Source organism: Streptomyces sp. NPDC033966, assembly GCF_055575955.1.
Map to the genome: position 1 here is coordinate 62,552 of NZ_JBVIRQ010000015.1, position 20,351 is coordinate 82,902.

Annotated in this window: 17 protein-coding genes; 9 read left to right on the forward strand and 8 right to left on the reverse strand. The window is 73.5% G+C overall.

The window, feature by feature from the left end:
• Nucleotides 1-90: 90 nt before the first annotated feature.
• A complete protein-coding gene (gene alc / locus ACZ518_RS32595) occupies nt 91-1,218 on the reverse strand; it encodes an allantoicase (protein ID WP_469116634.1) in 1,128 nt (375 codons plus the stop codon).
• A 2-nt stretch (nt 1,219-1,220) separates the two neighbouring features.
• Nucleotides 1,221-2,555 (reverse strand): allantoinase AllB, encoded by a 1,335-nt coding sequence (gene allB, locus ACZ518_RS32600; RefSeq protein ID WP_469116718.1) that lies wholly within the window; start codon nt 2,553-2,555, stop codon nt 1,221-1,223.
• A gap of 335 nt (nt 2,556-2,890) precedes the next feature.
• Between allB and ACZ518_RS32605 the strand changes: the two genes are divergently transcribed.
• The gene (locus tag ACZ518_RS32605) at nt 2,891-3,694 is read left to right on the forward strand and encodes an IclR family transcriptional regulator (RefSeq protein ID WP_007267406.1); all 804 of its coding nucleotides are present in this window, start codon (nt 2,891-2,893) and stop codon (nt 3,692-3,694) included.
• Between the two features lie 103 nt (nt 3,695-3,797).
• Here the strand turns inward: ACZ518_RS32605 and ACZ518_RS32610 are convergent, their stop codons facing one another.
• Complete coding sequence (locus ACZ518_RS32610) at nt 3,798-4,517, reverse strand: ABC transporter ATP-binding protein (RefSeq protein WP_469116635.1); 720 nt, start codon at nt 4,515-4,517, stop codon at nt 3,798-3,800.
• On the reverse strand, nt 4,514-5,602 hold the full coding sequence (locus ACZ518_RS32615; RefSeq protein ID WP_469116636.1) for an ABC transporter permease: 1,089 nt from the start codon (nt 5,600-5,602) through the stop codon (nt 4,514-4,516). The genes ACZ518_RS32610 and ACZ518_RS32615 overlap by 4 nt, the downstream gene beginning before the upstream one ends.
• Nucleotides 5,603-5,736: 134 nt before the next feature.
• Here ACZ518_RS32615 and ACZ518_RS32620 point away from each other — a divergent pair, with 134 nt between their 5' ends.
• Nucleotides 5,737-7,017 carry a sensor histidine kinase gene (locus ACZ518_RS32620; protein ID WP_469116637.1) on the forward strand — a complete coding sequence of 427 codons (1,281 nt, stop codon included), beginning with the start codon at nt 5,737-5,739 and terminating at the stop codon, nt 7,015-7,017.
• Nucleotides 7,018-7,019: 2 nt separating this feature from the next.
• Nucleotides 7,020-7,649: a response regulator gene (locus ACZ518_RS32625; protein ID WP_469116638.1), complete on the forward strand. Its 630-nt coding sequence runs from the start codon at nt 7,020-7,022 to the stop codon at nt 7,647-7,649.
• Nucleotides 7,650-7,768: 119 nt separating this feature from the next.
• Here the strand turns inward: ACZ518_RS32625 and yczR are convergent, their stop codons facing one another.
• Nucleotides 7,769-9,256 (reverse strand): MocR-like transcription factor YczR, encoded by a 1,488-nt coding sequence (gene yczR, locus ACZ518_RS32630; RefSeq protein WP_469116639.1) that lies wholly within the window; start codon nt 9,254-9,256, stop codon nt 7,769-7,771.
• Nucleotides 9,257-9,345: 89 nt separating this feature from the next.
• Here yczR and ACZ518_RS32635 point away from each other — a divergent pair, with 89 nt between their 5' ends.
• The 3 genes from ACZ518_RS32635 (at nt 9,346) to aceB (ending at nt 12,088) form a co-directional block, all read left to right on the forward strand.
• A complete protein-coding gene (locus ACZ518_RS32635; RefSeq protein ID WP_469116640.1) occupies nt 9,346-9,579 on the forward strand; it encodes a hypothetical protein in 234 nt (77 codons plus the stop codon).
• A 56-nt stretch (nt 9,580-9,635) separates the two neighbouring features.
• Nucleotides 9,636-10,217 carry a nucleotidyltransferase family protein gene (locus ACZ518_RS32640; protein WP_469116719.1) on the forward strand — a complete coding sequence of 194 codons (582 nt, stop codon included), beginning with the start codon at nt 9,636-9,638 and terminating at the stop codon, nt 10,215-10,217.
• Between the two features lie 251 nt (nt 10,218-10,468).
• Entirely contained in the window at nt 10,469-12,088 is a 1,620-nt protein-coding gene (gene aceB / locus ACZ518_RS32645; protein WP_469116641.1) for a malate synthase A, read from the forward strand.
• Nucleotides 12,089-12,281: 193 nt separating this feature from the next.
• Here aceB and ACZ518_RS32650 read toward each other — a convergent pair whose 3' ends face one another.
• The gene (locus ACZ518_RS32650; protein WP_469116642.1) at nt 12,282-13,361 is read right to left on the reverse strand and encodes an acyltransferase family protein; all 1,080 of its coding nucleotides are present in this window, start codon (nt 13,359-13,361) and stop codon (nt 12,282-12,284) included.
• A gap of 397 nt (nt 13,362-13,758) precedes the next feature.
• Here ACZ518_RS32650 and ACZ518_RS32655 point away from each other — a divergent pair, with 397 nt between their 5' ends.
• From ACZ518_RS32655 to ACZ518_RS32665, 3 genes are all read left to right on the forward strand, one after another.
• Nucleotides 13,759-14,997, forward strand: coding sequence for a glycosyltransferase 87 family protein (locus ACZ518_RS32655; protein ID WP_469116643.1), 1,239 nt, complete (start codon nt 13,759-13,761; stop codon nt 14,995-14,997).
• A 170-nt stretch (nt 14,998-15,167) separates the two neighbouring features.
• On the forward strand, nt 15,168-16,448 hold the full coding sequence (locus ACZ518_RS32660) for a GDSL-type esterase/lipase family protein (protein ID WP_469116644.1): 1,281 nt from the start codon (nt 15,168-15,170) through the stop codon (nt 16,446-16,448).
• 41 nt (nt 16,449-16,489) lie between these two features.
• Nucleotides 16,490-17,092: a 3'-5' exonuclease gene (locus ACZ518_RS32665; RefSeq protein WP_469116645.1), complete on the forward strand. Its 603-nt coding sequence runs from the start codon at nt 16,490-16,492 to the stop codon at nt 17,090-17,092.
• A gap of 7 nt (nt 17,093-17,099) precedes the next feature.
• Here ACZ518_RS32665 and ACZ518_RS32670 read toward each other — a convergent pair whose 3' ends face one another.
• Nucleotides 17,100-18,167 (reverse strand): saccharopine dehydrogenase, encoded by a 1,068-nt coding sequence (locus ACZ518_RS32670; RefSeq protein ID WP_469116646.1) that lies wholly within the window; start codon nt 18,165-18,167, stop codon nt 17,100-17,102.
• 132 nt (nt 18,168-18,299) lie between these two features.
• Nucleotides 18,300-20,342 carry an ATP-binding protein gene (locus ACZ518_RS32675; RefSeq protein WP_469116647.1) on the reverse strand — a complete coding sequence of 681 codons (2,043 nt, stop codon included), beginning with the start codon at nt 20,340-20,342 and terminating at the stop codon, nt 18,300-18,302.
• Nucleotides 20,343-20,351 lie beyond the last annotated feature (9 nt).

Here is a 20,351-nt window from a genome sequence, read left to right on the forward strand (position 1 = left end):
GTGGGGCGCACCGCGTGCGGTGCGCCCCACAGGGCTGTGCCCGGGCCCCGGGGGTGTCGGCCCCCGGGGCGGGTCACGAGGCGGAGCGGATCAGCCGCCCAGCTCCTGGTGACGGGCGGCGTGCGCGGCCGCGCCGGCCTCCGTCAGCGAACCGAACAGGCGCAGGCGGGAGAAGCCGCCGTCCGGGAAGATGTCGATCCGCACGTGGGTGCCGACCGCCGGGGCGTCCAGCACGAAACGGTGGTTGGTGTCGGGCTGCAGGCGGGTGCGCGGCAGGAACTCCGTCCACTCGCCCTCCTCGCCCGTCTTGACGGACAGCGAGGCCCAGCCGGCCGAGTTGCCCTTGAGGTAGGCGGTGTCGATCTCCACGGCGCGGATCTCGGACTCGGCGACGAGCTGGTAGCGGATCCAGTCGTTGCCGTTGTCGCGGCGGCGGGCGGTCTCCCAGCCGTCGTCCATCTTGCGGGAGCGGCCCGGGTTGATGGTGTTGGTCGGCGGGGAGTAGAAGCGGTTGGACGCGTCCTCGACCGAGCCGCCGTTCTCCAGGGCGACGACGTCGAAGGTGCCCAGCACGGCGAGCCACTTCGGGTCGGGGCGGACCTCGCCGTAGACGCGCAGGCGGGCGATGCCGCCGTCCGGGTGCTGGTTCAGGCGCAGGTGCGTGAAGCGCTGCTCGACATTGACCTCGAAGCCGTTGGCCGCGTGGCCGCCGACCGGGGTGCGCTCGACGAGGGTCGTCCACTTGACGTCGCCGGAGAGCAGCTCCGCCTCGGTCGGGGAGCCCTCGACGGACGCGCCCTGGATGGACACGGCCTGCGGCATGTTGCCGCGGAAGTGGGCGGTGTCGACGACGATGCCGCGGATGACGCCGGGGGCGCCGAGGCGGATCAGGGCGTAGTCGTGGTCCTCGGCGGTCGGCCAGGGCTGCTCGGCGGACACGCCGCGGCGGCGGCGGGTCTCCCAGCCGTCCATGACCTTGCCCTTGTGCCCGAAGTGCTCGGGGTCGAAGTGGCCGGCCTCGGCGATCAGCAGGTTCTCGCGCTCGGCGAAGAACTCGTCGTTGGCGGCGATGACACCGGCGCCCAGCTCGCGGGCCGCGAGGTTCGCGTACTGGGTGAAGGGGAACTCCGCGGTGCGGTAGTCCGCGTACGGGTCGCCGCCCCCGTACGGGTTCGCGTTACCGGTGAAGGAAGCCAGTCCAGTTGAACGCTGTGCCACTGTCAGTTCTGCCTTTCAAGGAGGAGGCCCGTGGGCTCGGTCGGGGTGCCGCGGTCGGCGATCTGCGTACCGCGCAGCCAGGTGGACTTCACGACGCCGTGCAGGGTCTTGCCCGCGTACGCCGTGACCTGGTTGCGGTGGTGCAGCTCGGCCGGGTCCACGGTGAAGGTCTCTTCGGGGGCCAGGACGGCGAAGTCGGCGTCGCGGCCGGCCTCGATGGCGCCCTTCTGCGCCAGGCCCGCCAGCGCGGCGGGGGCGGTGGACATCCAGCGGGCGACCTCTTCGAGGGTGCGGCCGCGCTTGCGCGCCTCGGTCCAGATGGCGGGGAGGCCCAGCTGGAGGGAGGAGATGCCGCCCCACGCGGTCGCGAAGTCGCCGGTCTTCAGGTCCGCCGTGGAGGGAGAGTGGTCGGAGACGATGCAGTCGATGGTGCCGTCGGCGAGCGCGTCCCACAGGACGTCCTGGTTCGCGGCCTCGCGGATGGGCGGGCAGCACTTGAACTCGGTGGCGCCGTCCGGGACTTCCTCGGCGGTGAGGGTGAGGAAGTGCGGGCAGGACTCGACCGTGATCTGCACGCCCTGGGCCTTGGCCGCGGCGATCAGCGGCAGCGCGGAGGCGGAGGACAGGTGCAGGACGTGCACGCGGGCGTTCAGCCGCTTCGCCTGGTCGATCAGGTTCTGGATCGCCGTGTTCTCCGCGTCCTGGGGGCGGGAGGCCAGGAAGTCGGCGTACTTGGGGCCCGGGTTCTGCGGGGCGGACTCCAGGTGGTGCGGGTCCTCGGCGTGGACGATCAGCAGGCCGCCGAAGCCGGTGATCTCGGCGAGCGAGGTGGCCAGCTGCTCCTGGTCCAGCAGGGGGAACTCGTCCACGCCCGAGGGCGACAGGAAGCACTTGAAGCCGTAGACGCCGGCGTCGTGCAGCGGACGCAGGTCCTTGACGTTGTCCGGCAGGGCGCCGCCCCAGAAGCCGACGTCCACGTGCGCCTTGGCCCGGGCGACCTCCTGCTTGACGCGGAGGTTGGCGACCGTGGTGGTCGGCGGCAGGGAGTTCAGGGGCATGTCGAGGATGGTGGTGATGCCACCGGCCGCGGCGGCGCGGGTGGCCGTCCAGAAGCCCTCCCACTCGGTGCGGCCCGGGTCGTTCACGTGGACGTGGGTGTCCACCAGGCCGGGGAGCAGGACGTCGTCGCCGAAGTCCTCCAGCCGGGCTCCGTCCGGTACCTCGGCGTCGTGCGCCAGCACGGCCGTGATCTTCCCGCCGGCGACGGCCACCGAGGCGGCGCGCGTCCCCTCGGGGGTGATGACGCGCGTCGAGCGCAGTACCAGTTCCACTGCCACGTCGGCCACGGAACCTCCCCATCTACTTCCACAGAGCGAAATTCAACGTTCTGTTGACGGAGTCTTCACCCCGATCCGGAGCCAGTCAAGAGCGCCCGGAGGGACTGCTGACACGCTCTCACCGCAATTGGATGTTTCCACAGGATGGAATTAAGATTTCACTATCCAGAATGTAGCTACCACCACCGGGGATCAAGCGGGTAACTTCCCGAGGACGTCCACCACCAGGACAAACCACCTCTGACCGGCGAGGACGGCGAGGACCCGGCTCTAGGGCCGACGCCGACCGACCGGTAGGCTGCTTCCTTGCCTGCCAGCACCGAAAGGACCGCGCCGTGCCGACGTCCAGCGCCAGCACCACCGACGCTTCCGCCAAGCCCACCGCCGGCGGCGGTGGCGTCCAGTCCCTTGAGCGCGCCTTCGATCTGCTCGAACGCATGGCCGATGCCGGTGGCGAGGTCGGTCTCAGCGAGCTCTCGGCCGCCAGCGGCCTGCCGCTGCCGACCATCCACCGCCTGATGCGCACCCTCGTCGCGTGCGGGTACGTCCGGCAGCAGCCCAACCGACGGTACTCCCTCGGCCCCCGCCTCATCCGCCTCGGCGAGTCCGCGTCGCGGCTGCTGGGCACCTGGGCCCGTCCCTACCTCGCCCGTCTGGTCGAGGAGACCGGGGAGACCGCGAACATGGCCCTGCTCGACGGGGACGAGATCGTCTACGTCGCCCAGGTGCCGTCCAAGCACTCCATGCGCATGTTCACCGAGGTCGGCCGCCGCGTCCTGCCGCACTCCACCGGTGTGGGCAAGGCCCTGCTCGCGCACACCCCGGCCGACGAGGTCCGCGCCCTGCTGGCGCGGACGGGGATGCCCGCCGCGACCGAGAAGACCATCACCACCCCCGAGGGCTTCCTGGAGGCCCTGGAGCAGGTCCGCAGGGTGGGCTACGCCGTCGACGACAACGAGCAGGAAATAGGAGTCCGCTGCCTGGCCGTGTCGGTGCCCGACTCGCCGACCGCCGCCGCGATCTCCATCTCCGGTCCGGCCGGCCGGGTGACGCAGGCGGTGGCCGAGTCCTTCGTGCCGATCCTCCAGGGCGTCGCCGCCGAACTGTCGGTGGCCCTGCAGAGCCAGACCCCGGCGTAGGTCCCGCGTACGACGAGGGCCCCGGCACCCTCCCCCTGTGGGGGTGCCGGGGCCCTCGCGTCTGCGGGCCCGCGCGGCCGCGTACGCGGACCCGTCCGCGCGCTCAGGCAGCCGGGACGGACGCGGACCTCGGTTCGCCGGGGGCGGCGGGAGCGCCCGGGGTGAGGCGGCCGTCGGCCATGGTCGCCGTACGGTCCATCCGGTCCAGGTGGGCGCGGTCGTGGGTGACCAGCACCGTGGCGGTGGAACGCTCGCGGGTGAGGGTGACCAGCAGGTCGAGGACCGCCGCGCCGCGCTCGTGGTCGAGGGCGCTGGTCGGCTCGTCCACCAGCAGCACGGCCGGCTCGTTCATCAGGGCCCGGGCGATGTTCACGCGCTGGCGCTGGCCGCCGGACAGCTGGTGCGGGCGCTTGCCCGCCTTGTCGGCCAGGCCCACCGCGTCCAGCAGCTCCAGGGCGCGCCGCCGCAGCTGCCGGGAGGGGCGGCCCGAGACGTGGGCCATCACCTGGAGCTGCTCGGCGGCGGTCAGCGAGGCCAGCAGGTTCGGCTGCTGGAAGACGATGCCGATGTGCTCCCGGCGCAGCGCCGACTTCTCGGCGGGCCCGAGCCGGGTGGTGTCCCGGCCCGCGACCACGACCCGGCCGGAGTCCGGGGTGACCAGGGTGGCCGCCACGGCCAGCAGGCTGGACTTGCCGGAGCCGGAGGGCCCCACGATCGCGGTCAGGGAGCCCGCGGGCACCTCCAGGGAGACCGCGTCGAGCGCCGTGAGGCGGCCGTCCCCGTCGGGGTAGGTGAGCGTGACGTCGTCAACGAGCAGGGTCATCGGGCGCTCCCCAGGGCGGTCAGCGGGTCGACGGCGGTGATCCGCCGGATGGACAGGGCCGCGCCCAGCGCGCCGAGCACGATCATGATCGCGGCGGGGGCCAGCACGGTGGCGGCGTCCAGGACGAAGGGCACGTCACCGCCGCTGATCAGGGCGCCGATGCCGACCGCGAGGGCGGTGCCGGCCCCGGTACCGATCCCCAGCATCACCACGGCCTGGCCGAGGGCGTCCTTGAGCAGGTACGGGGTGGAGGCGCCCAGCGCCTTCAGCACCGCGATGTCACCGCTGCGCTGGATCGTCCAGACGGTGAAGAAGGCCCCTATGACCAGGGCGGAGATGGCGAAGAGGAAGCCGCGCATCAGCTGGAGCGAGCCGTTCTCGGCCTGGTAGGACCCCAGGGCGCCGAGGGCCTCGTCGACCGTCTGCGTCTTCGTGCCCGCGGCCTCGTCGCCGGCCGCCCAGTCCGCGTCCCCGGAGCCCTCGAGGGCGATGACGGTGGCGACGGTGTCCGGGGAGGCGCCGGGGTTGCCGACGCGCTGCCAGTCGTTCAGGTCCGTCCAGACGACGGGGGTGTGGCTGTAGGCGGCCGTCCCCGAGACGGCCGCGACGGTCAGCTCCAGCGGCCCCACCTTGACCCGCGACCCGGCGGTGAGGCCTCCCAGCTCCTTCGCCGCCTTCTCGGTGAGGACGGCCCTGCCCTGCCCGAGCCCCGCCCCGGCCGGTGCGAGCCGGCCGGCCGGCTCGACGCCGAAGACGGAGACGGCGGCGGTGCGCTCACCCGAGACGGCGTTGGTGGTGCGGATGCCGAGCGGCTGGGCGGCCTTGACCCCGGGCTGCGCCCGCCAGGCCCGCCAGGCGCCCTCGGGCAGCTGGGACTGGGTGAAGGAGACCTTCTGGTCCCCGGCGGGCGCCGCGAAGGCCAGGTGCGAGGCGGGCAGTCCGGTGACGGCCGAGATGTTCTCCCGGGCCAGTCCGGAGGTGAGCCCCGACAGCAGGCCGACCAGCAGCGTGATCAGCAGTACGACCGAGCCCATGAGGGCGAATCGGCCCTTGGCGAACCGTAGATCTCTCCATGCGACGAACATGTCCCCCACCTTGGTGTCGCACGCGGGCCCGGGGCATCGCGCCACGGTAGGCATCCTGCTATCGAAGGTGGCATCCGGACATCAAACTTTCGGTTGACCGGGCCCCCGGGCAGCCCGCTTACGCTGGTCGGACGATGTCTGCCGCACTGCCCTCCCGTCCCCTGACCCCCGTCACCCGCGTGCTGCGGCTGTGCCTGCACGCGCTGCTGCTCGGGCTGCTCGCGCTGGCCTCCGCGCGGGCCGTCGCCGACTCCGCGCCGTACGCCGGGTGGGTGACCGGCTGCTGCGTGCTGCTGGCCGCCGTCTACGCGGCGGGCGTACGCGCCCCCGCCGTACGGGGCTCGGCACGGGCGGCCGGCCTGTGGCTGGCCGCGGTGGGCGCGGTGTGGGCCGCGCTGCTGGCCCTCTCCCCGGAGGGGGTGTGGATCGCCTTCCCGCTGTACTTCCTGGAACTGCACCTGCTGCGGCCGCGCTGGGGTCTGGCGGCCGTCGGGGCCACCGCCTGCGCGGCCATCGGCGGCTTCGTGGCGCACACCGGCTCCGTCAACCCCGGGGCCTTCCTCGGGCCGCTGCTGGGCGGGGCGGTGGCCGTCGCCACGGTGCTGGGCTACCAGGCGCTGTACCGCGAGAGCGAACGCCGCCGCGAGCTGATCGAGGAGCTCATCGCCACCCGGGCCGAGCTGGCGGCGGCCGAGCGGGGTGCCGGGATCCTCGCGGAGCGGGAGCGGCTCGCGCGGGAGATCCACGACACGCTGGCCCAGGGCCTGTCCTCCATCCAGCTGCTGCTGCGGGCGGCCGAGCGGGCGCTGTCGGAGGACCCGGCGGCCCCGGCCGTCCCGCCCGGCCCGGGGGTCCCCCCGGGCCCGGACGCTCCGGCCTGCCAGGGGGCTCCGGGGGCCGGCGGCTCCCTCACCCCCGCGGCGGCGGCGCTCGCGCACATCGCCCGGGCCCGCGGGGCCGCGCAGGACAACCTGGCCGAGGCGCGCCGCTTCGTAAGGGCCCTGACTCCTCCGGACCTGGAGCACGGCTCGCTGGCGGCCGCGCTGGAGCGGCTTTGCTCGGGGGCCCCGGGACCGCGCGTGCGCTTCTCCGTCAGCGGCACCCCCCGGGCGCTGCCCACCCCGTACGAGGTGGCCCTGCTGCGGATCGCCCAGTCGGCCCTGGCCAACGTGGTGCGGCACGCGGGGGCCGGGCGGGCGGAGATCACCCTGACCTTCATGGACAGCTCGGTGACCCTGGACGTGGTCGACGACGGCCGGGGCTTCGACCCCGCCGGCGCCCGCGGCGACGGCGGCTTCGGCCTGCCCGCGATGCGGGCGCGGGCCGAGTCGCTGGGCGGGCTGTTCACCGTGGAGTCCGACCCGGGCCAGGGCACCGCCGTGGCCGTCACCCTGCCGCTGCCCGTGGAGGCCTGACCATGACCATCCGGCTCCTGCTCGCCGACGACCACCCCGTGGTGCGCGCCGGGCTGCGCGCGGTGCTGGACACCGAGCCGGACTTCGCGGTGGTCGCGGAAGCGGCGACGGCGGAGCGGGCGGTGGAACTGGCCGCCTCCGAGCCGGTGGACGTCGTACTGATGGACCTCCAGTTCGGCGCCGGGATGCACGGCTCGGCGGCCACGGCGGCGATCACCGCCCGGCCCGGGGCGCCCCGGGTGCTGGTGCTGACCACCTACGACACGGACGCCGACATCCTGGCCGCGGTGGAGGCGGGCGCCTCGGGCTACCTGTTGAAGGACGCCCCGCCGGAGGAGCTGGCGGCGGCGGTCCGCACGGCGGCGGCCGGCCAGTCGGCGCTGGCCCCGGCGGTGGCGCTGCGGCTGATGGACCGGATGCGCACCCCGGCGGAGGCGCTGACGAAGCGGGAGCTGGAGGTGCTCCAGCTGGTCGCGGACGGCCTGTCGAACCAGCAGATCTCGAAGCGGCTCTTCCTCAGCCAGGCCACGGTCAAGTCCCACCTGGTGCACATCTACGCCAAGCTGGGCGTCGACTCGCGCACGTCCGCGGTCGCCGCGGCCGCCACCCGCCGGCTGATCCGGACGCCGTAGGACCCGTGGGGTCCGTGGGCCGTGCGGGGGCTTTCCCCTGGCCGACGGCCAGGGGGCCTTCGAGACCCTGCCGCCCGTGGCGAACGCGTACTTCGGGCAGACCCGGTAGCGGCCGCGGCTCAGGCCACCCAGTAGGGCCGCTCGACGCCCGGAGCCAGCGGGACGCCGTCGTGGAAGGCCGCCGCGAGGCGGCGTACGCCCTCCTCCAGGCGGTCGGCCGGCAGGGTGTACGGGATGCGCAGGCGGTGCTCGAAGGTGCCCGGGTCGACGCCGAAGCGGGCCCCCCGCCCGATGTGCACCCCGGCGGCCGCGGCGCGTTCCGCCAGGGCGGAGCTGACCGGCTCGCCGAGGTCCACCCAGAGGGAGAGGCCGCCCGGCGGCAGCTGCCAGGACCACTCGGGGGTGTGCCGCTGGAGCGCGGACACCAGGGCCGCCCGCTGGGCGCGCAGCTGCGCGAGCCGGTCGGGCAGGGTCCGGTCCAGGTCCTCCAGCAGCGGGAGCGCCACCACCTGGTCGAGCACCGATCCGGTCATGTCCGCGGATACCCGTACGGCGGTCAGCTCGGCGATCAGCTTCGCGGTGGCCCGGACCCAGCCCACCCGCAGGCCGCCCCAGTGCGTCTTGCTCAGCGAGCCGATGGTGATCACGTGGTCGGCGCCCGACCGGGGGGCGAGGGAGGCGAGCGGCGCGGGGGCGGGCACGTCGAGGGCGATGTCGGCGATGGTCTCGTCGACCACCAGCCAGGTACCGGTGGCCCGGGTCGCCGCGAGCAGCCGCAGCCGCTGCTCCTGCGGCATCAGGGAGCCCGTCGGGTTGTGGAAGTCCGGGACCGCGTACGCCAGGCGGGGCACGGTCTGGCGCAGCGTGGACTCGGCGATCTCCATGTCCCAGCCGGTGTCGGAGACGGCGATGGACCCGGTGCGCAGGCGGGCGTGGCGCAGGGCGTCGAGGGCGTTGGCGTAGGTGGGGTTCTCGGTGACGACCCGGTCCCCGGGACGGCAGAGCAGGCTGACCACGAGGGCGAAGGCCTGCTGGGCCCCGGCGGTGACCAGGATCTGCTCGGGGCGGGTGGGCAGTCCGCGCCGCGTGAAGCGGTCCGCGACGGCCGCGCGCAGGTCGGGCAGCCCGAAGGGGTGGTAGCCGGGGGTGCGGGTGAGTCCGGGCAGCCTCGGGGCGGCCCGGGCGAGGGCTTCGGCGAGGCTGCCGTCCGGGGCGCCCATCGCGGCGATGGCGAGGTCGATACCGGGGTCGCCGTCGGCGCTGTAGCCGCCGGCCCCGCGGAGGTTGTGGGCACCGACGGGGCCGTGCCCGTCGGGGAGCTCGGTCCAGGTGCCGGAGCCGCGCCGGCTGCGTACGTAGCCGCTCTCGCGGAGCAGGTCGTAGGCGCCGGTGACGGTGGCGCGGCTGGCGCCGACCGCCTCGGCGAGCTCGCGTTCGGCGGGCAGCCGGACGTGCAGGGCGATCCGGCCGTCGAGGATCAGGGTGCGGACGGCGTCGGCGAGGGCCCGATAGCCGGGGCGGGCCAGTACCTCGGGTGGGAGCATCGCCGCGAGCTGACGGCTCCCGATCGTCCTGTCCGCCGTATGGACCACTCGCCCGTTTGCCATGCCAACCTCCCCTGATTGGCTCTGCCAGCCAGGCCAATCCAGGTCCAGACTCGCGGTATTGGCCCCCGATTGGCAAGGAGTGCTCCACGATGCCGCATGACGTCTTCACCGGCGGTTTCACCGATCGTGACGAACGGGCCCTGGCGGCCGCCGCCGAGAACCGGATCTCCGAGCCGCTGCGGATCGGGGCCGCGCTGGCCTCCGTACGGCGGCTGCTGGCTGGGCTGCCACCCGTTCGGGGGAAGGGACGGCGAGAATCGCTGACATGTCAGCAGTCGAACACTCCCGCGAAGCCGTCTCCGGCCGCGCCCCTGCCCCTGTGACGTCCGCGACCCCGTCCGGGGCCTCCCCCGGGGAGGCGGCGACCCCGCCCCCGCCCCTGATCGCCGGCCTGCTCCTGGCCGCCGGCGGCGGGCGCCGGCTGGGCGGACGCCCCAAGGCACTGCTCCCCTACCGCGGGCGCCCGCTCGTCGAGAACGCCGTGCGCGTGCTGCGCGAGGCCGGCTGCGGTCCGGTGCACGTGGTGCTCGGGGCCTCGGCCGCGGAGGTGCGCGAGCGCGCCGACCTGGCGGGCTGCGTGGTCGTGGACAACCCGGACTGGGCCGAGGGGATGGGTTCGTCTCTGCGGGTCGGTCTCGCCTCCCTGGCCGGTACGGGGGCCCTCGCGGCCCTGGTGTCGCTGGTGGACCAGCCGGGCATCGGGCCGGCGGCGGTGGCCCGGGTGCGGGAGGCCTACCGGTCGCCGTCGAGTCTGGTGGCGGCGGCGTACGACGGGGAGCGCGGGCATCCGGTGCTGTTCGGGGCGGACCGCTGGGCGGACGTCGCCGCGACCGCGACCGGGGACCAGGGTGCGCGCGTCCACCTGAAGAACCACGCCGGCGAGGTCATGCTGGTGGAGTGCGGGGACGTCGCGGCCGCCTTCGACATCGACACTCCGCCCGACCTGGCACGTCTGGACTGAGCGGGGCGTGACGGCGGTGGCACTGAGGGCCACCGGCAAGCGGAATCTGTCGACTCAGAGAATCTCGACATCAACAAACCATTGAACTTCCACCATGAGGAAATTACTATCCACTGGTCAGAAGCGCCCTGAACCCCCAGACGGCGCCCGCGACCGTTATCCGGAACTCTCCACACCCGACGGCACTGCGTGCCGTCTCGCGCGAGCATTCCCCGCGGCCGCCAGGCACCGCCGCTGAAGGAGTGACAGATATGTCCGCACCAGCGCCGTCCCCGCTGGCCATCGTCGACGCCGAGCCCCTGCCCCGGCAGGACGAAGTCCTCACCGAAGCGGCTCTCGCCTTCGTGGCCGAGCTCCACCGGCGGTTCGCCCCCCGCCGCGCCGAGCTCCTCGCCCGACGCGGCGAGCGGCGCGCCGAGATCGCCCGCACCTCCACGCTCGACTTCCTCCCGGACACCGCACAGGTCCGCGAGGGCGACTGGAAGGTCGCGCCGGCCCCGGCCGCCCTGAACGACCGCCGTGTGGAGATCACCGGTCCGACCGACCGCAAGATGACCATCAACGCCCTGAACTCGGGCGCCAAGGTCTGGCTCGCCGACTTCGAGGACGCCTCGGCTCCCACCTGGGAGAACGTCGTCCTCGGCCAGCTCAACCTCATCGACGCCTACGAGCGCCGCATCGACTTCACCGACGCGCGCACCGGCAAGGCGTACGCCCTCAAGTCCGCCGACCAGCTCGCGACCGTGGTCATGCGCCCGCGCGGCTGGCACCTGGAGGAGCGCCACATCAGCTTCGAGGGCGGCCCGGCCTCCGGCTCCCTCGTGGACTTCGGCCTCTACTTCTTCCACAACGCGCAGCGCCTGATCGACCTCGGCAAGGGCCCGTACTTCTACCTCCCGAAGACGGAGTCGCACCTGGAGGCCCGCCTCTGGAACGACATCTTCGTCTTCGCGCAGGACTACGTGGGCATCCCGCAGGGCACCGTCCGCGCGACCGTCCTCATCGAGACCATCACCGCGGCCTACGAGATGGAAGAGATCCTCTTCGAGCTCAAGGACCACGCGGCGGGCCTGAACGCGGGCCGCTGGGACTACCTGTTCTCCATCGTCAAGAACTTCCGGGACGGCGGCGAGAAGTTCGTCCTGCCGGACCGCAACGCGGTGACGATGACGGCCCCGTTCATGCGCGCCTACACCGAGCTGCTCGTCCGCACCTGCCACAAGCGCGGCGCGCACGCGATCGGCGGCATGGCGGCCTTCATCCCGTCCCGCAAGGACGCGGAGGCCAACCGGATCGCCTTCGAGAAGGTCAAGGCCGACAAGGACCGCGAGGCGAACGACGGCTTCGACGGCTCCTGGGTCGCCCACCCCGACCTGGTCCCGATCGCCATGGCCTCCTTCGACGCCGTCCTGGGCGACAAGCCCAACCAGAAGGACCGCCTCCGCGAGGACGTCTCGGTGGCCCCCGGCGACCTGATCGCGATCGACTCGCTGGACGCCAAGCCCACCTACGAGGGCCTGCGCAACGCGGTCCAGGTCGGTACCCGCTACATCGAGGCCTGGCTGCGCGGCCTCGGCGCCGTCGGCATCTTCGGCCTCATGGAGGACGCCGCCACCGCCGAGATCTCGCGCTCCCAGATCTGGCAGTGGATCAACGCCGGCGTCGTCTTCGAGAACGGCGAGCGCGCCACCGCCGAACTGACCCGCAAGATCGCCGCCGAGGAGCTCGAAGCGATCCGCGCCGAGGTCGGCGACGAGGCCTTCGCGGCCGGGAAGTGGCAGCAGGCCCACGACCTCCTGCTCCAGGTCTCCCTGGACGCCGACTACGCGGACTTCCTGACCCTCCCCGCGTACGACCAGCTGGTCGGCTGAGCCTCCGGTACGGCCCGCACCACCCTCTTCGGCTGAATCGCACAGCAGCCGAGCACGACTCCGCCCCCGGCGCCGCAAGGCGCCGGGGGCGGAGTCGTTTCCGTGTGGACGGGGTGAACGGCCCTTCGCCCCGCATCGAGGGCCGGGCCGTTCAGCCCTGGGCGCCCTTGGTGCCCTTGGTGCCCTAGGCGCCCTAGGCGCCCTTTCCGCCTCCGGTCAGCACGTCCTTGCGGACCTGGGCGAAGGAGGCGTCCAGCTTCCGCTTCATCCAGGGGGCGAGCGGGCGCTCCACCAGCCGGTGCACGAGGTAGGCCGCGACCATCATGATCAGGGTCACCGCGATCAGCGTCGGATACGGGTCCAGGTAGCGGCGCAGGCGGGTGATCAGCTGCCAGCCGATCATCTGGTGCAGCAGGTAGAGCGGGTAGGTGAGCGCCCCCGCGACGGTCAGCCACTTCCACCGGATCCAGTTGAACGCACCCAGCGCGGCTGCGATGACGACGCCGAAGGCGACCGTGGTGCAGAACAGCGTGAGGGTCCAGGAGAGCGGGTGCCGGGTGCCGTACTCGTAGCCGCCGGTCACACCGCGCAGGGAGTCCTGGGACATCAGCCAGCAGAATCCGACGATGCCCCAGAGCAGCAGGTTGGGGCCGAAGCGGTACATCAGGAAGATCGCGATGCCCGCGATGAAGTACCAGGCGTAGGTGGGCTGCGCGATCGTGGTGAGCAGCGGGAAGTTCGACGCGGTCGCCATCAGCGCCGCGACGCCCCAGATCCCGCAGAACGCCAGCACCCGGCGGTAGGTCAGGCCGATCGCGACCAGCACGCCGAACAGCAGGTAGAACCGGAGCTCGGCCCAGAGGGTCCAGTAGACCGGGTCCAGGTTGTCCACTCCGACCGGCATGTTGGCCATGCTCAGGTTGGTGAGGATCCGCGAGAGGGTCGGCCGCTTGGTGTTGTCGCCCCAGATGGTCGGCACGATCAGCAGGCAGGCGGACGTGAGCAGTACCGCCACCCAGTAGGCGGGGAAGAGCCGGACCACGCGCGAGGTGACGAAGTCGCCGACCGAACGGCCCCAGCAGGACATGCAGATGACGAAGCCGCTGATCAGGAAGAACAGCTCGACGCCGGTCCAGCTGTACGCACCGACCAGGTGACCGGTCGGCATCAGCTCGCTGGGCTTGCCGTGCCAGATCTGCGGGAAGCGCTCGACTCCGAGCCAGTGCCAGAGCACGACTCCCATCGCGGCGATCAGCCGGAGACCGTCCAGCACGTACAACCGGGGTCGTTTGACGGCGGCCGCCGGAGTGGGCTGCACCGCCTCCGGCCGGGCCGCCGGAGGCGGGGACGCGGAGACCGGCGGGGAACTGACGCTGGAGACCATCGACAACGCTTTCGGGGGCCGGTGCGGAGGATACTTATCAGTACAATTTCAGATGCAAACCCGGTTACCGTATCATGCGCGGATCCCGGCCGGGCCACCCGGAACCCCTGCCGGAGAGCGGGGCCGGCGGCCACGGCCCCTGACGGCACCTCACTTCACAGGGGCACCGGGGGCAGAAGGTAAGGTGGCCCGCCGCGGGCCTTGCGACCGGGCCCCGACTGGTCACGGCGCCGGTGGCAGCCGAGTGGCAGCACCCGCCGACATCGACACCGAATGGACTCGTCCCATGCGTAGCGCGCCCGGAACCCGGCGTTCGGCGGGAGCTGCCGACAGCGACCCCCGACTCTTCGACTGGCTCCGGGGGCGGGCACCACTGGCCCTGGTCGTGGCGGCGGTCGCGCTCCTGGCCAACGTCTACTACCAGGCCAGGCACGCGGGGAACGTCGGCCTCGACAACGAGTGGGTCATCAAGGCCGCGGACGTCTTCAACCACGGCAGGCCCCCGTACGAGGAGGAACGTTTCCTCTATCTGCCGCCGGGCGTCCTGGCCGGCGTGCCGTGGCTCTGGTTCTCCCTGAAGACCCGGCTGGACCTGCTGCCCTTCGTCGGCATCGCCTTCGTCCTCACCGGCTGGTTCCTCTCCCTGCGCATCTTCCAGGTCTCGGCGCGGAGCCGGCTGGCCGTGCTGGGCGCGATCGCGCTCTGCTTCCTGGAGCCGTTCACCAATGTCGTGCAGATCGGCAACTGGACCTCCGGTTACGTGATGGCCCTCCCGGCGGTCCTGCTGCTGGCCGCCAACCGCCGCTGGACGGCGGCCGCGGTGGTGTTCGGCGTGGCCATCAGCATCAAGCCGATCCTCGCCCCCGTGGTGCTGGTCTTCCTGATGGCCCGCCAGTTCAAGGCGTTCGCCGTCGCGATCGTGGTGCCCGCGGCGATCGCGGTGGCGGCCGGCGCGATGATGCCCCAGCCCACGCTGTTCCTCACCAAGACGCTGCCCTACCTGCTCGGCGGCCAGGGCGGCTTCGCCGCGCCGTTCGACGCCTCGGTCTCCAACGTGCTGACCCGGCTGGGGCTGCCCGAGGGCGTGGCCGGGGCGGCCGGGCTGGCCGCGGCGGCCGCCATGATCGTGCTGGCCTGGCTCCGGTGGCGCAAGGGCGGCCACGAGGGCCTGCGCCTGGTGGAGACCAGCACCATGCTGATGCTGGCGGCCTTCCTCGGCACCAAGCCGTCCTTCGACCACTACACCCTGATCGTCCTGGTGCCGATGGCCGCGGCCGTGGTGGCCCCCGGCGCGGGATCGCGCTCCCCGTGGTTCTGGATCGGCTACGTCCCGATGGTGAACGGGCTGGCCCTGCCGTTCGTCTCCGCCTGGAACACGTACAACTACCGGGTCCTGTCCACCAACCTGGTCTCGGCCGCCACGCTCGCCTCGCGGGCCCTCGGCCGCCGGCCCGCCGGGCCCGCCCCGGCCGGCGCCGCTCCCGGCCGGAAGCCGGAGCGGCAGCAGACGCCCTCCGCCGTCTGACCCCTCGCAGCACACCGGAGCCGGGCCCGTCCCAACGGGCCCGGCTCCGGCGCGTTCAGGGACGTCCCGTGCCCCGGCACGGCCCCGGCGCCCGACCGACCGGTCGGACGTTACTGCATCGTAACCTGACTGTACCTAGCGGTAACAAGCGGGCGCGTGCCACCTTTCCGATGCCACCGGCGCCGGAGGTACCCCCACTTTCCAAGCCACGCACCGAAGTTGTTGGCGACTTCGGCGTGGCCGACCGCAGGAGTTCCGCAGTGATCGGATTCCGAAAGGCCGGCGAGGGCCGGGCCGCCCCTCGTCGTGTGCGACGACTGGCCGGCGCCGGGTTGGTACTGCCGCTCGCGGCCGCGCTGCTCGCCGGCGGGGCCGGGACGGCCGTGGCCGGCCCCGGGACGGGACCCACCGCCGTGGTGTCCATGGGCGACAGCTACATCTCCGGCGAGGCCGGACGCTGGAAGGGCAACAGCCTGACCAACAGCGGGAGCAGGAACGGCACCGACCGGGCGTGGGTCAGTGGCAGTTCCTACGACCCCTCCAAGGTCTACGGCACCACCGCGGGCGGCTGCCACCGCTCCGACTCGGCCGAGGTGCTGAGCGCCGGCGCCATCGCCGAGACGGCGGTGAACCTGGCCTGCTCCGGGGCGGTCTCGCAGAACGTCTTCCGCGCCTCCAACGGGGGCGTGGCCTACAAGGGCGAGGCGCCCCAGGCCGACCAGCTCGCGGCGGTGGCCGCGAGCCGCAACGTGAAGGTCATCGCGCTGTCCGTCGGCGGGAACGACCTCGGCTTCGCCGACATCATCAAGGACTGCGCGTACGACTTCGTCCTGTGGGGCTCGTACTGCTACGACGACCAGCAGGCCGGCGTCGACGAGAAGATCGACGGGGTGATGGCGAACGTCGGCAAGTCGGTCGACGAGATCCGGGCCGTGATGCGCCAGGCCGGGTACACGGACTCCTCGTACCGGATCGTGCTGCAGTCCTACCCGTCCCCGATCCCGCGGGGCGCCGAGAACCGGTACACCCAGAGCGACTGGAGCCGCCTCAACACCGGCGGCTGCCCGTTCTGGAACCGGGACTCCGACTGGGCCCGGGACTCGCTCGTGCCGCAGATCGCGAACCGCATCAAGGGGGTCGCGGCGGCCAAGGGCGTGCAGTTCCTGGACCTGCGGGACATGCTCCAGGGCCGTGAGGTCTGCGCGAAGGCCAGCCAGCAGGTCAGCTCCACCGTCCCCGCCTCGGCGAAGACGAGCGAATGGGCGCGCTGGATCGACAACAACGAGTCGCAGGGCCTGATCCAGGAGTCCATGCACCCGAACTGGTTCGGGCAGCTGGCCGTCGGCCGCTGCCTGGCCCTGGCCGTGGCCCAGTCCGCGGACTCGGCCTCCAGCTGCAAGAACACCGCCGGGGGCGACCACACCGGCATGTTCCTGACGGCCGCTCCGTAATTCGGAGGAGGACCGCGGGGGCGGGCTGTCATGATCAGGCCATGGCAGTCCGTCCCGCGCGTCCCAGTCTCTACGTCTCCGTCGACATCGAGGCCGACGGACCGATCCCCGGCCCCTATTCGATGATCAGCTTCGGTGCGGCCGTCGCCGGCCGCCAGGACGGGGCCGTGTACACGGCCGCCGACCCGGAGCGGCAGACCTTCTACCGGGAGCTGCGCCCCATCAGCGACCGGTACGTGGACGCCGCCCTCGCCGTCAGCGGTCTGGACCGCGACCGCCTCCTCCGCGAGGGCGCAGACCCGGCCGCGGCGATGGCGGACTTCCGGGCCTGGGTGCGGGAGGTCTCGGCCGGGGCGCAGCCGGTGATGTGCGGCTACCCGGCCTCCTTCGACTGGACCTTCCTGTACTGGTACCTGATCGAGTTCGGCGACGACAGCCCCTTCGGCCACTCCGGCTGCCTGGACATGAAGACCCTGTACGCGGCCAAGGCCCGGGTCCCCCTGCGCGCGGCCGTGAAGGGCCGGATGCCCCGCGAACTGCGCTCGCGGCGCCGCCACACCCACCACGCGCTGGACGACGCGGTCGAGCAGGCGGAGCTGATGAGCAACCTGATGCTCTGGCAGCCGGACGCGGACCTCCCGTAGAGACCTCCTAGGCCGCGCGGTCCGGGCCGGTCAGGGCGGCCAGGGCCGCGGTGAAGGCCGCGCGGCAGCGGAGCCAGTCCGGGTCCGGGGACGGGGCGTGCAGGGCGAGGAGCTTGGGGAGGAGGTCCGCCGAGAAGGCCCGGGCCGCCTCCGCCGGGAGCAGGGACGGGAGGTTGTCGATGGCGATCACGTCCACCGGCGGGCCCCCGCCCGGCAGCCGCCGCGCCGGGACCGTCCAGTCGGTGAGGCGGTCGTATACGGGGAGCAGGTGCAGCTCTGATCCGGTGTCACAGGTGATGTCGGCGATCACCGAGAGCCTCCGGGGGGCGGCCTCCAGGTCCGCCGGGGTCAGGAAGGGCGGCACCGGCCGGGTGGTGAGCACCGCGTTGACCAGGATGTCGTGGCCGAGCAGGGCGGCCCGGTCCAGGCTGCGGGTCGCGGTGCGGTCCCAGCGGGTGACCGGGATCCCGGCGGTGGTGAGGGCGTCGCAGGCGCCGCGCCCGCTGCGGCCGCCGGCGCCGATGACCAGCGCCCGCAGCCCGTCGGGGGCCGCCGCGCGCAGCCGGGCGTCCAGCTCGGGCCGGGGCAGCGGGACCAGCGGGGACGTGAGGGCGCCGCGGGCGTGCAGCGCGGCCAGCGCGGCTCCCGCGTACCCGGCCCAGTAGCCGAAGGCGGCCAGCCTGCGGCCCTGCGCGTCGGCGAGGTACTCCAGGTCGAGCAGGGTCCCGCCGCCGGCCGCGAACCGGCGCAGCAGTTCGGGGGCCTGGGCCTGGCCCTTGTAGGCGTGCCCGAAGTAGACGTGCCGGTGGTGCAGGAGCTCGGGCGCCGGCGGGAGCTCCTTCAGGCCGAGGACGTACGCGGACCCGGGCGCGGCCCGCGACCAGGAGCCGGCCGGCACGGTGCGGCAGCCGGCGGCCTCGTAGTCGTCGAGCGGGAAGACCCGGTGGCCGGACTCCTCCACGGTGATCCGTACGCCCTGCCCGACGAGCCGCGCGGCGTCCTCGGGGGTCAGGGCGGCGCGCCGTTCGGTGGGCCGGGTCTCGCTGCGCATCCAGAGCTGCGGTGTTTCGGGCATCGCTTTACCACCTGTCCGGTCGGAGGGGGTGGGCTCATGCGATGTCTTTCCGCGTCCTTGACGCGGTACGCCGGGCCGGGGCCGGAACTCCGGGCCCGGGGGCACCTCGCGCCCCAACCGGTGACCTGCGGCTCAGAGTTCCGGCAGCAGGTTCCTCAGCGTGCTCCGGGAGCCCTCCGCGTGGGCCGCCCGGAAGGCCTCCGGGGTCATGCGGGCCCGCAGGGTCCGCTCGGCGCGCGGGGTGCAGGCGGCGGCCGGGCGGCTGCCGGAGACCGCGCCGAGCAGCTTGGCCGACTCCTCGTAGTGGCCGAGGCCGGCCTCCAGTTCGGCCAGCAGCTCCGCCGAGAGGGCCTGCCCGAGCCGGTCCCCGAGGGCCAGCTGGATCTCCAGGGCGGCCACCAGCCGGGTCCGGGCCAGCGCGGGGCGGTCCTTGCGCCGCTGCACGATCGCGTGGGCGTAGTCGGACCAGGACCGGGCCCACAGGTCGGCGGGGGCGCCCGGTTCGCCGTCCCCGAAGGGGACGGACGCCGGGTCGGTGTGCGCGAGGGCCATCGCGAGGGCGGCCCGCAGCGCCTCCCGGCCCGGCCCGAACTCCGGCTCCTGCGGCAGCTGTTCGAGGGCGTCGCGGTACTCGTCGGCGGCCTCGCCGGGCCGGTCCTGCCACAGGGCCGCGGTGCCCCGGGCGTGCGCCAGGTAGGCCAGCGCGGCGTCCTCCCCCTCCAGTACGGCCGCGGTCCAGGCCTCCACCAGCAGCGGAGCGGCGGCCTCCGCCGGGCCGAAGGCGGCGGCCAGCCAGGCCGCCAGGCACAGCGCGCGGGCCGGCCGGGGCTCCGGGTGCAGGGCCAGGGCCCGCTCCAGGTGCCGGCGCCCCTCCGCCTCCAGCCCGCAGGCCGACCAGAGGAACCAGAGCGACACGGCGACCTCCAGCGCCCCCGCCGGTCCGGCCTCGGACAACGGGTCCATCGCGCGGCGCAGCTCGGGCAGCTCCCGCAGGGCCAGGGCGCGCGCCTGCGGCTGCGCCCCCGACCGCCACAGCCAGGCGGCCCGTTCGGCGATGACGCGGCACCGCTCGTGGTGGCGGCGCTCGGCCAGCGCCCCTTCGGTGCCGGGGGCGTGCGCGAGCCGCCGGGCCTCGTAGGCCCGTACGGACAGGGGCAGCCGGTAGCGGCCCGGTTCCCCGGGCTCCGCGAGCAGGGCGGGGGCGAGCCGCCGCAGGGTCTCGGCGGCGTCCTCGGGGCCGAGTTCGCCGAAGCCGCAGACCTGTGCGACGGCGGCCTCGTCGAAGGAGCCCGCGAAGACGGACAGCCGGGTCCACAGCAGCCGCTCCCCCGGCGAGGCCGGCCGGTGCGTGCCCAGGACGCCGGCTCCGCCGGCCCGGTCCGCTCCCCCGGCGAGGAAGCCGAGCGGGTCGGCGGTCAGCCGGCGCAGCGCCTCGGCCGGGCCGCAGCGGCCGGCGTGCCCAGCGGCCAGCTCCAGGGCGGCGGGGATCCCGTCGAGGGCGCGGCACAGGGCGGCGACGGCGGCGGCGTTGCCGTCGGTGAGCTCGAAGGAGGGGTCGGCGCCGCGCGCCCGCTCCGCGTAGAGGCGTACGGAGGCGTAGCCGGAGACCTCGGCGGCACCGGCGCCCGCGACGGCGCCGCCATCGGCATCGGCGTCCTCGGTGCCGGCGTCGTCGGCGATGTCAGCGGCGGATCGCCCACTGGCCGGATCCTGCGGTTCCGGCGGCAGGGGAAGCGGGCCCACAAAGACCTCCGCCCCTTCATGGAACCCCAGAGTCCGCTGCGAGGTGGCCAGAATTCGCACCTGGGGCAATCGAGCCAGCAGCCGGCCCACCAAGGCCCCGGCGTGCTCCCCGAGCCGCTCGCAGCCGTCGAGCACCAGCAGCGCCCCGCGGCCTTCGAGCCGCTGCTCCAGCTCCTGCGCCAGAGTGCCCCGCAGCGCTCCGGGCAGGCTCGCGAGATCGGCCCACACCACGTCGGCGCCCTCGGCGCGGCCCCGCGCCCGGACGGTCCGCACGGCCAGCCGCGTCTTGCCTATTCCAGCTGGTCCGACCAGGCTGACCAGGCGTTCCGTGCCGAGCAGGGCAGTGGTGCGCGCGAGCTCGCGCTCCCGCCCCACGAAGCTCGACCGTTCGGCCGGCACCGCGTGGCGCAGGTTCGAGCCGGGGTCCCCCACGCTTCCTCC

What these genes read in the sequence shown, in the direction of transcription:
- ACZ518_RS32610 (WP_469116635.1), bottom strand. Translation starts at nt 4,517, where the DNA reads ATGACCCTGCTCGTTGACGACGTCACGCTCACCTACCCCGACGGGGAC.
- ACZ518_RS32615 (WP_469116636.1), bottom strand. Translation starts at nt 5,602, where the DNA reads ATGTTCGTCGCATGGAGAGATCTACGGTTCGCCAAGGGCCGATTCGCC.
- ACZ518_RS32620 (WP_469116637.1), top strand. Translation starts at nt 5,737, where the DNA reads ATGTCTGCCGCACTGCCCTCCCGTCCCCTGACCCCCGTCACCCGCGTG.
- ACZ518_RS32625 (WP_469116638.1), top strand. Translation starts at nt 7,020, where the DNA reads ATGACCATCCGGCTCCTGCTCGCCGACGACCACCCCGTGGTGCGCGCC.
- yczR (WP_469116639.1), bottom strand. Translation starts at nt 9,256, where the DNA reads ATGGCAAACGGGCGAGTGGTCCATACGGCGGACAGGACGATCGGGAGC.
- ACZ518_RS32635 (WP_469116640.1), top strand. Translation starts at nt 9,346, where the DNA reads ATGCCGCATGACGTCTTCACCGGCGGTTTCACCGATCGTGACGAACGG.
- aceB (WP_469116641.1), top strand. Translation starts at nt 10,469, where the DNA reads ATGTCCGCACCAGCGCCGTCCCCGCTGGCCATCGTCGACGCCGAGCCC.
- ACZ518_RS32655 (WP_469116643.1), top strand. Translation starts at nt 13,759, where the DNA reads ATGCGTAGCGCGCCCGGAACCCGGCGTTCGGCGGGAGCTGCCGACAGC.
- ACZ518_RS32660 (WP_469116644.1), top strand. Translation starts at nt 15,168, where the DNA reads ATGCCACCGGCGCCGGAGGTACCCCCACTTTCCAAGCCACGCACCGAA.
- ACZ518_RS32665 (WP_469116645.1), top strand. Translation starts at nt 16,490, where the DNA reads ATGGCAGTCCGTCCCGCGCGTCCCAGTCTCTACGTCTCCGTCGACATC.
- ACZ518_RS32670 (WP_469116646.1), bottom strand. Translation starts at nt 18,167, where the DNA reads ATGCCCGAAACACCGCAGCTCTGGATGCGCAGCGAGACCCGGCCCACC.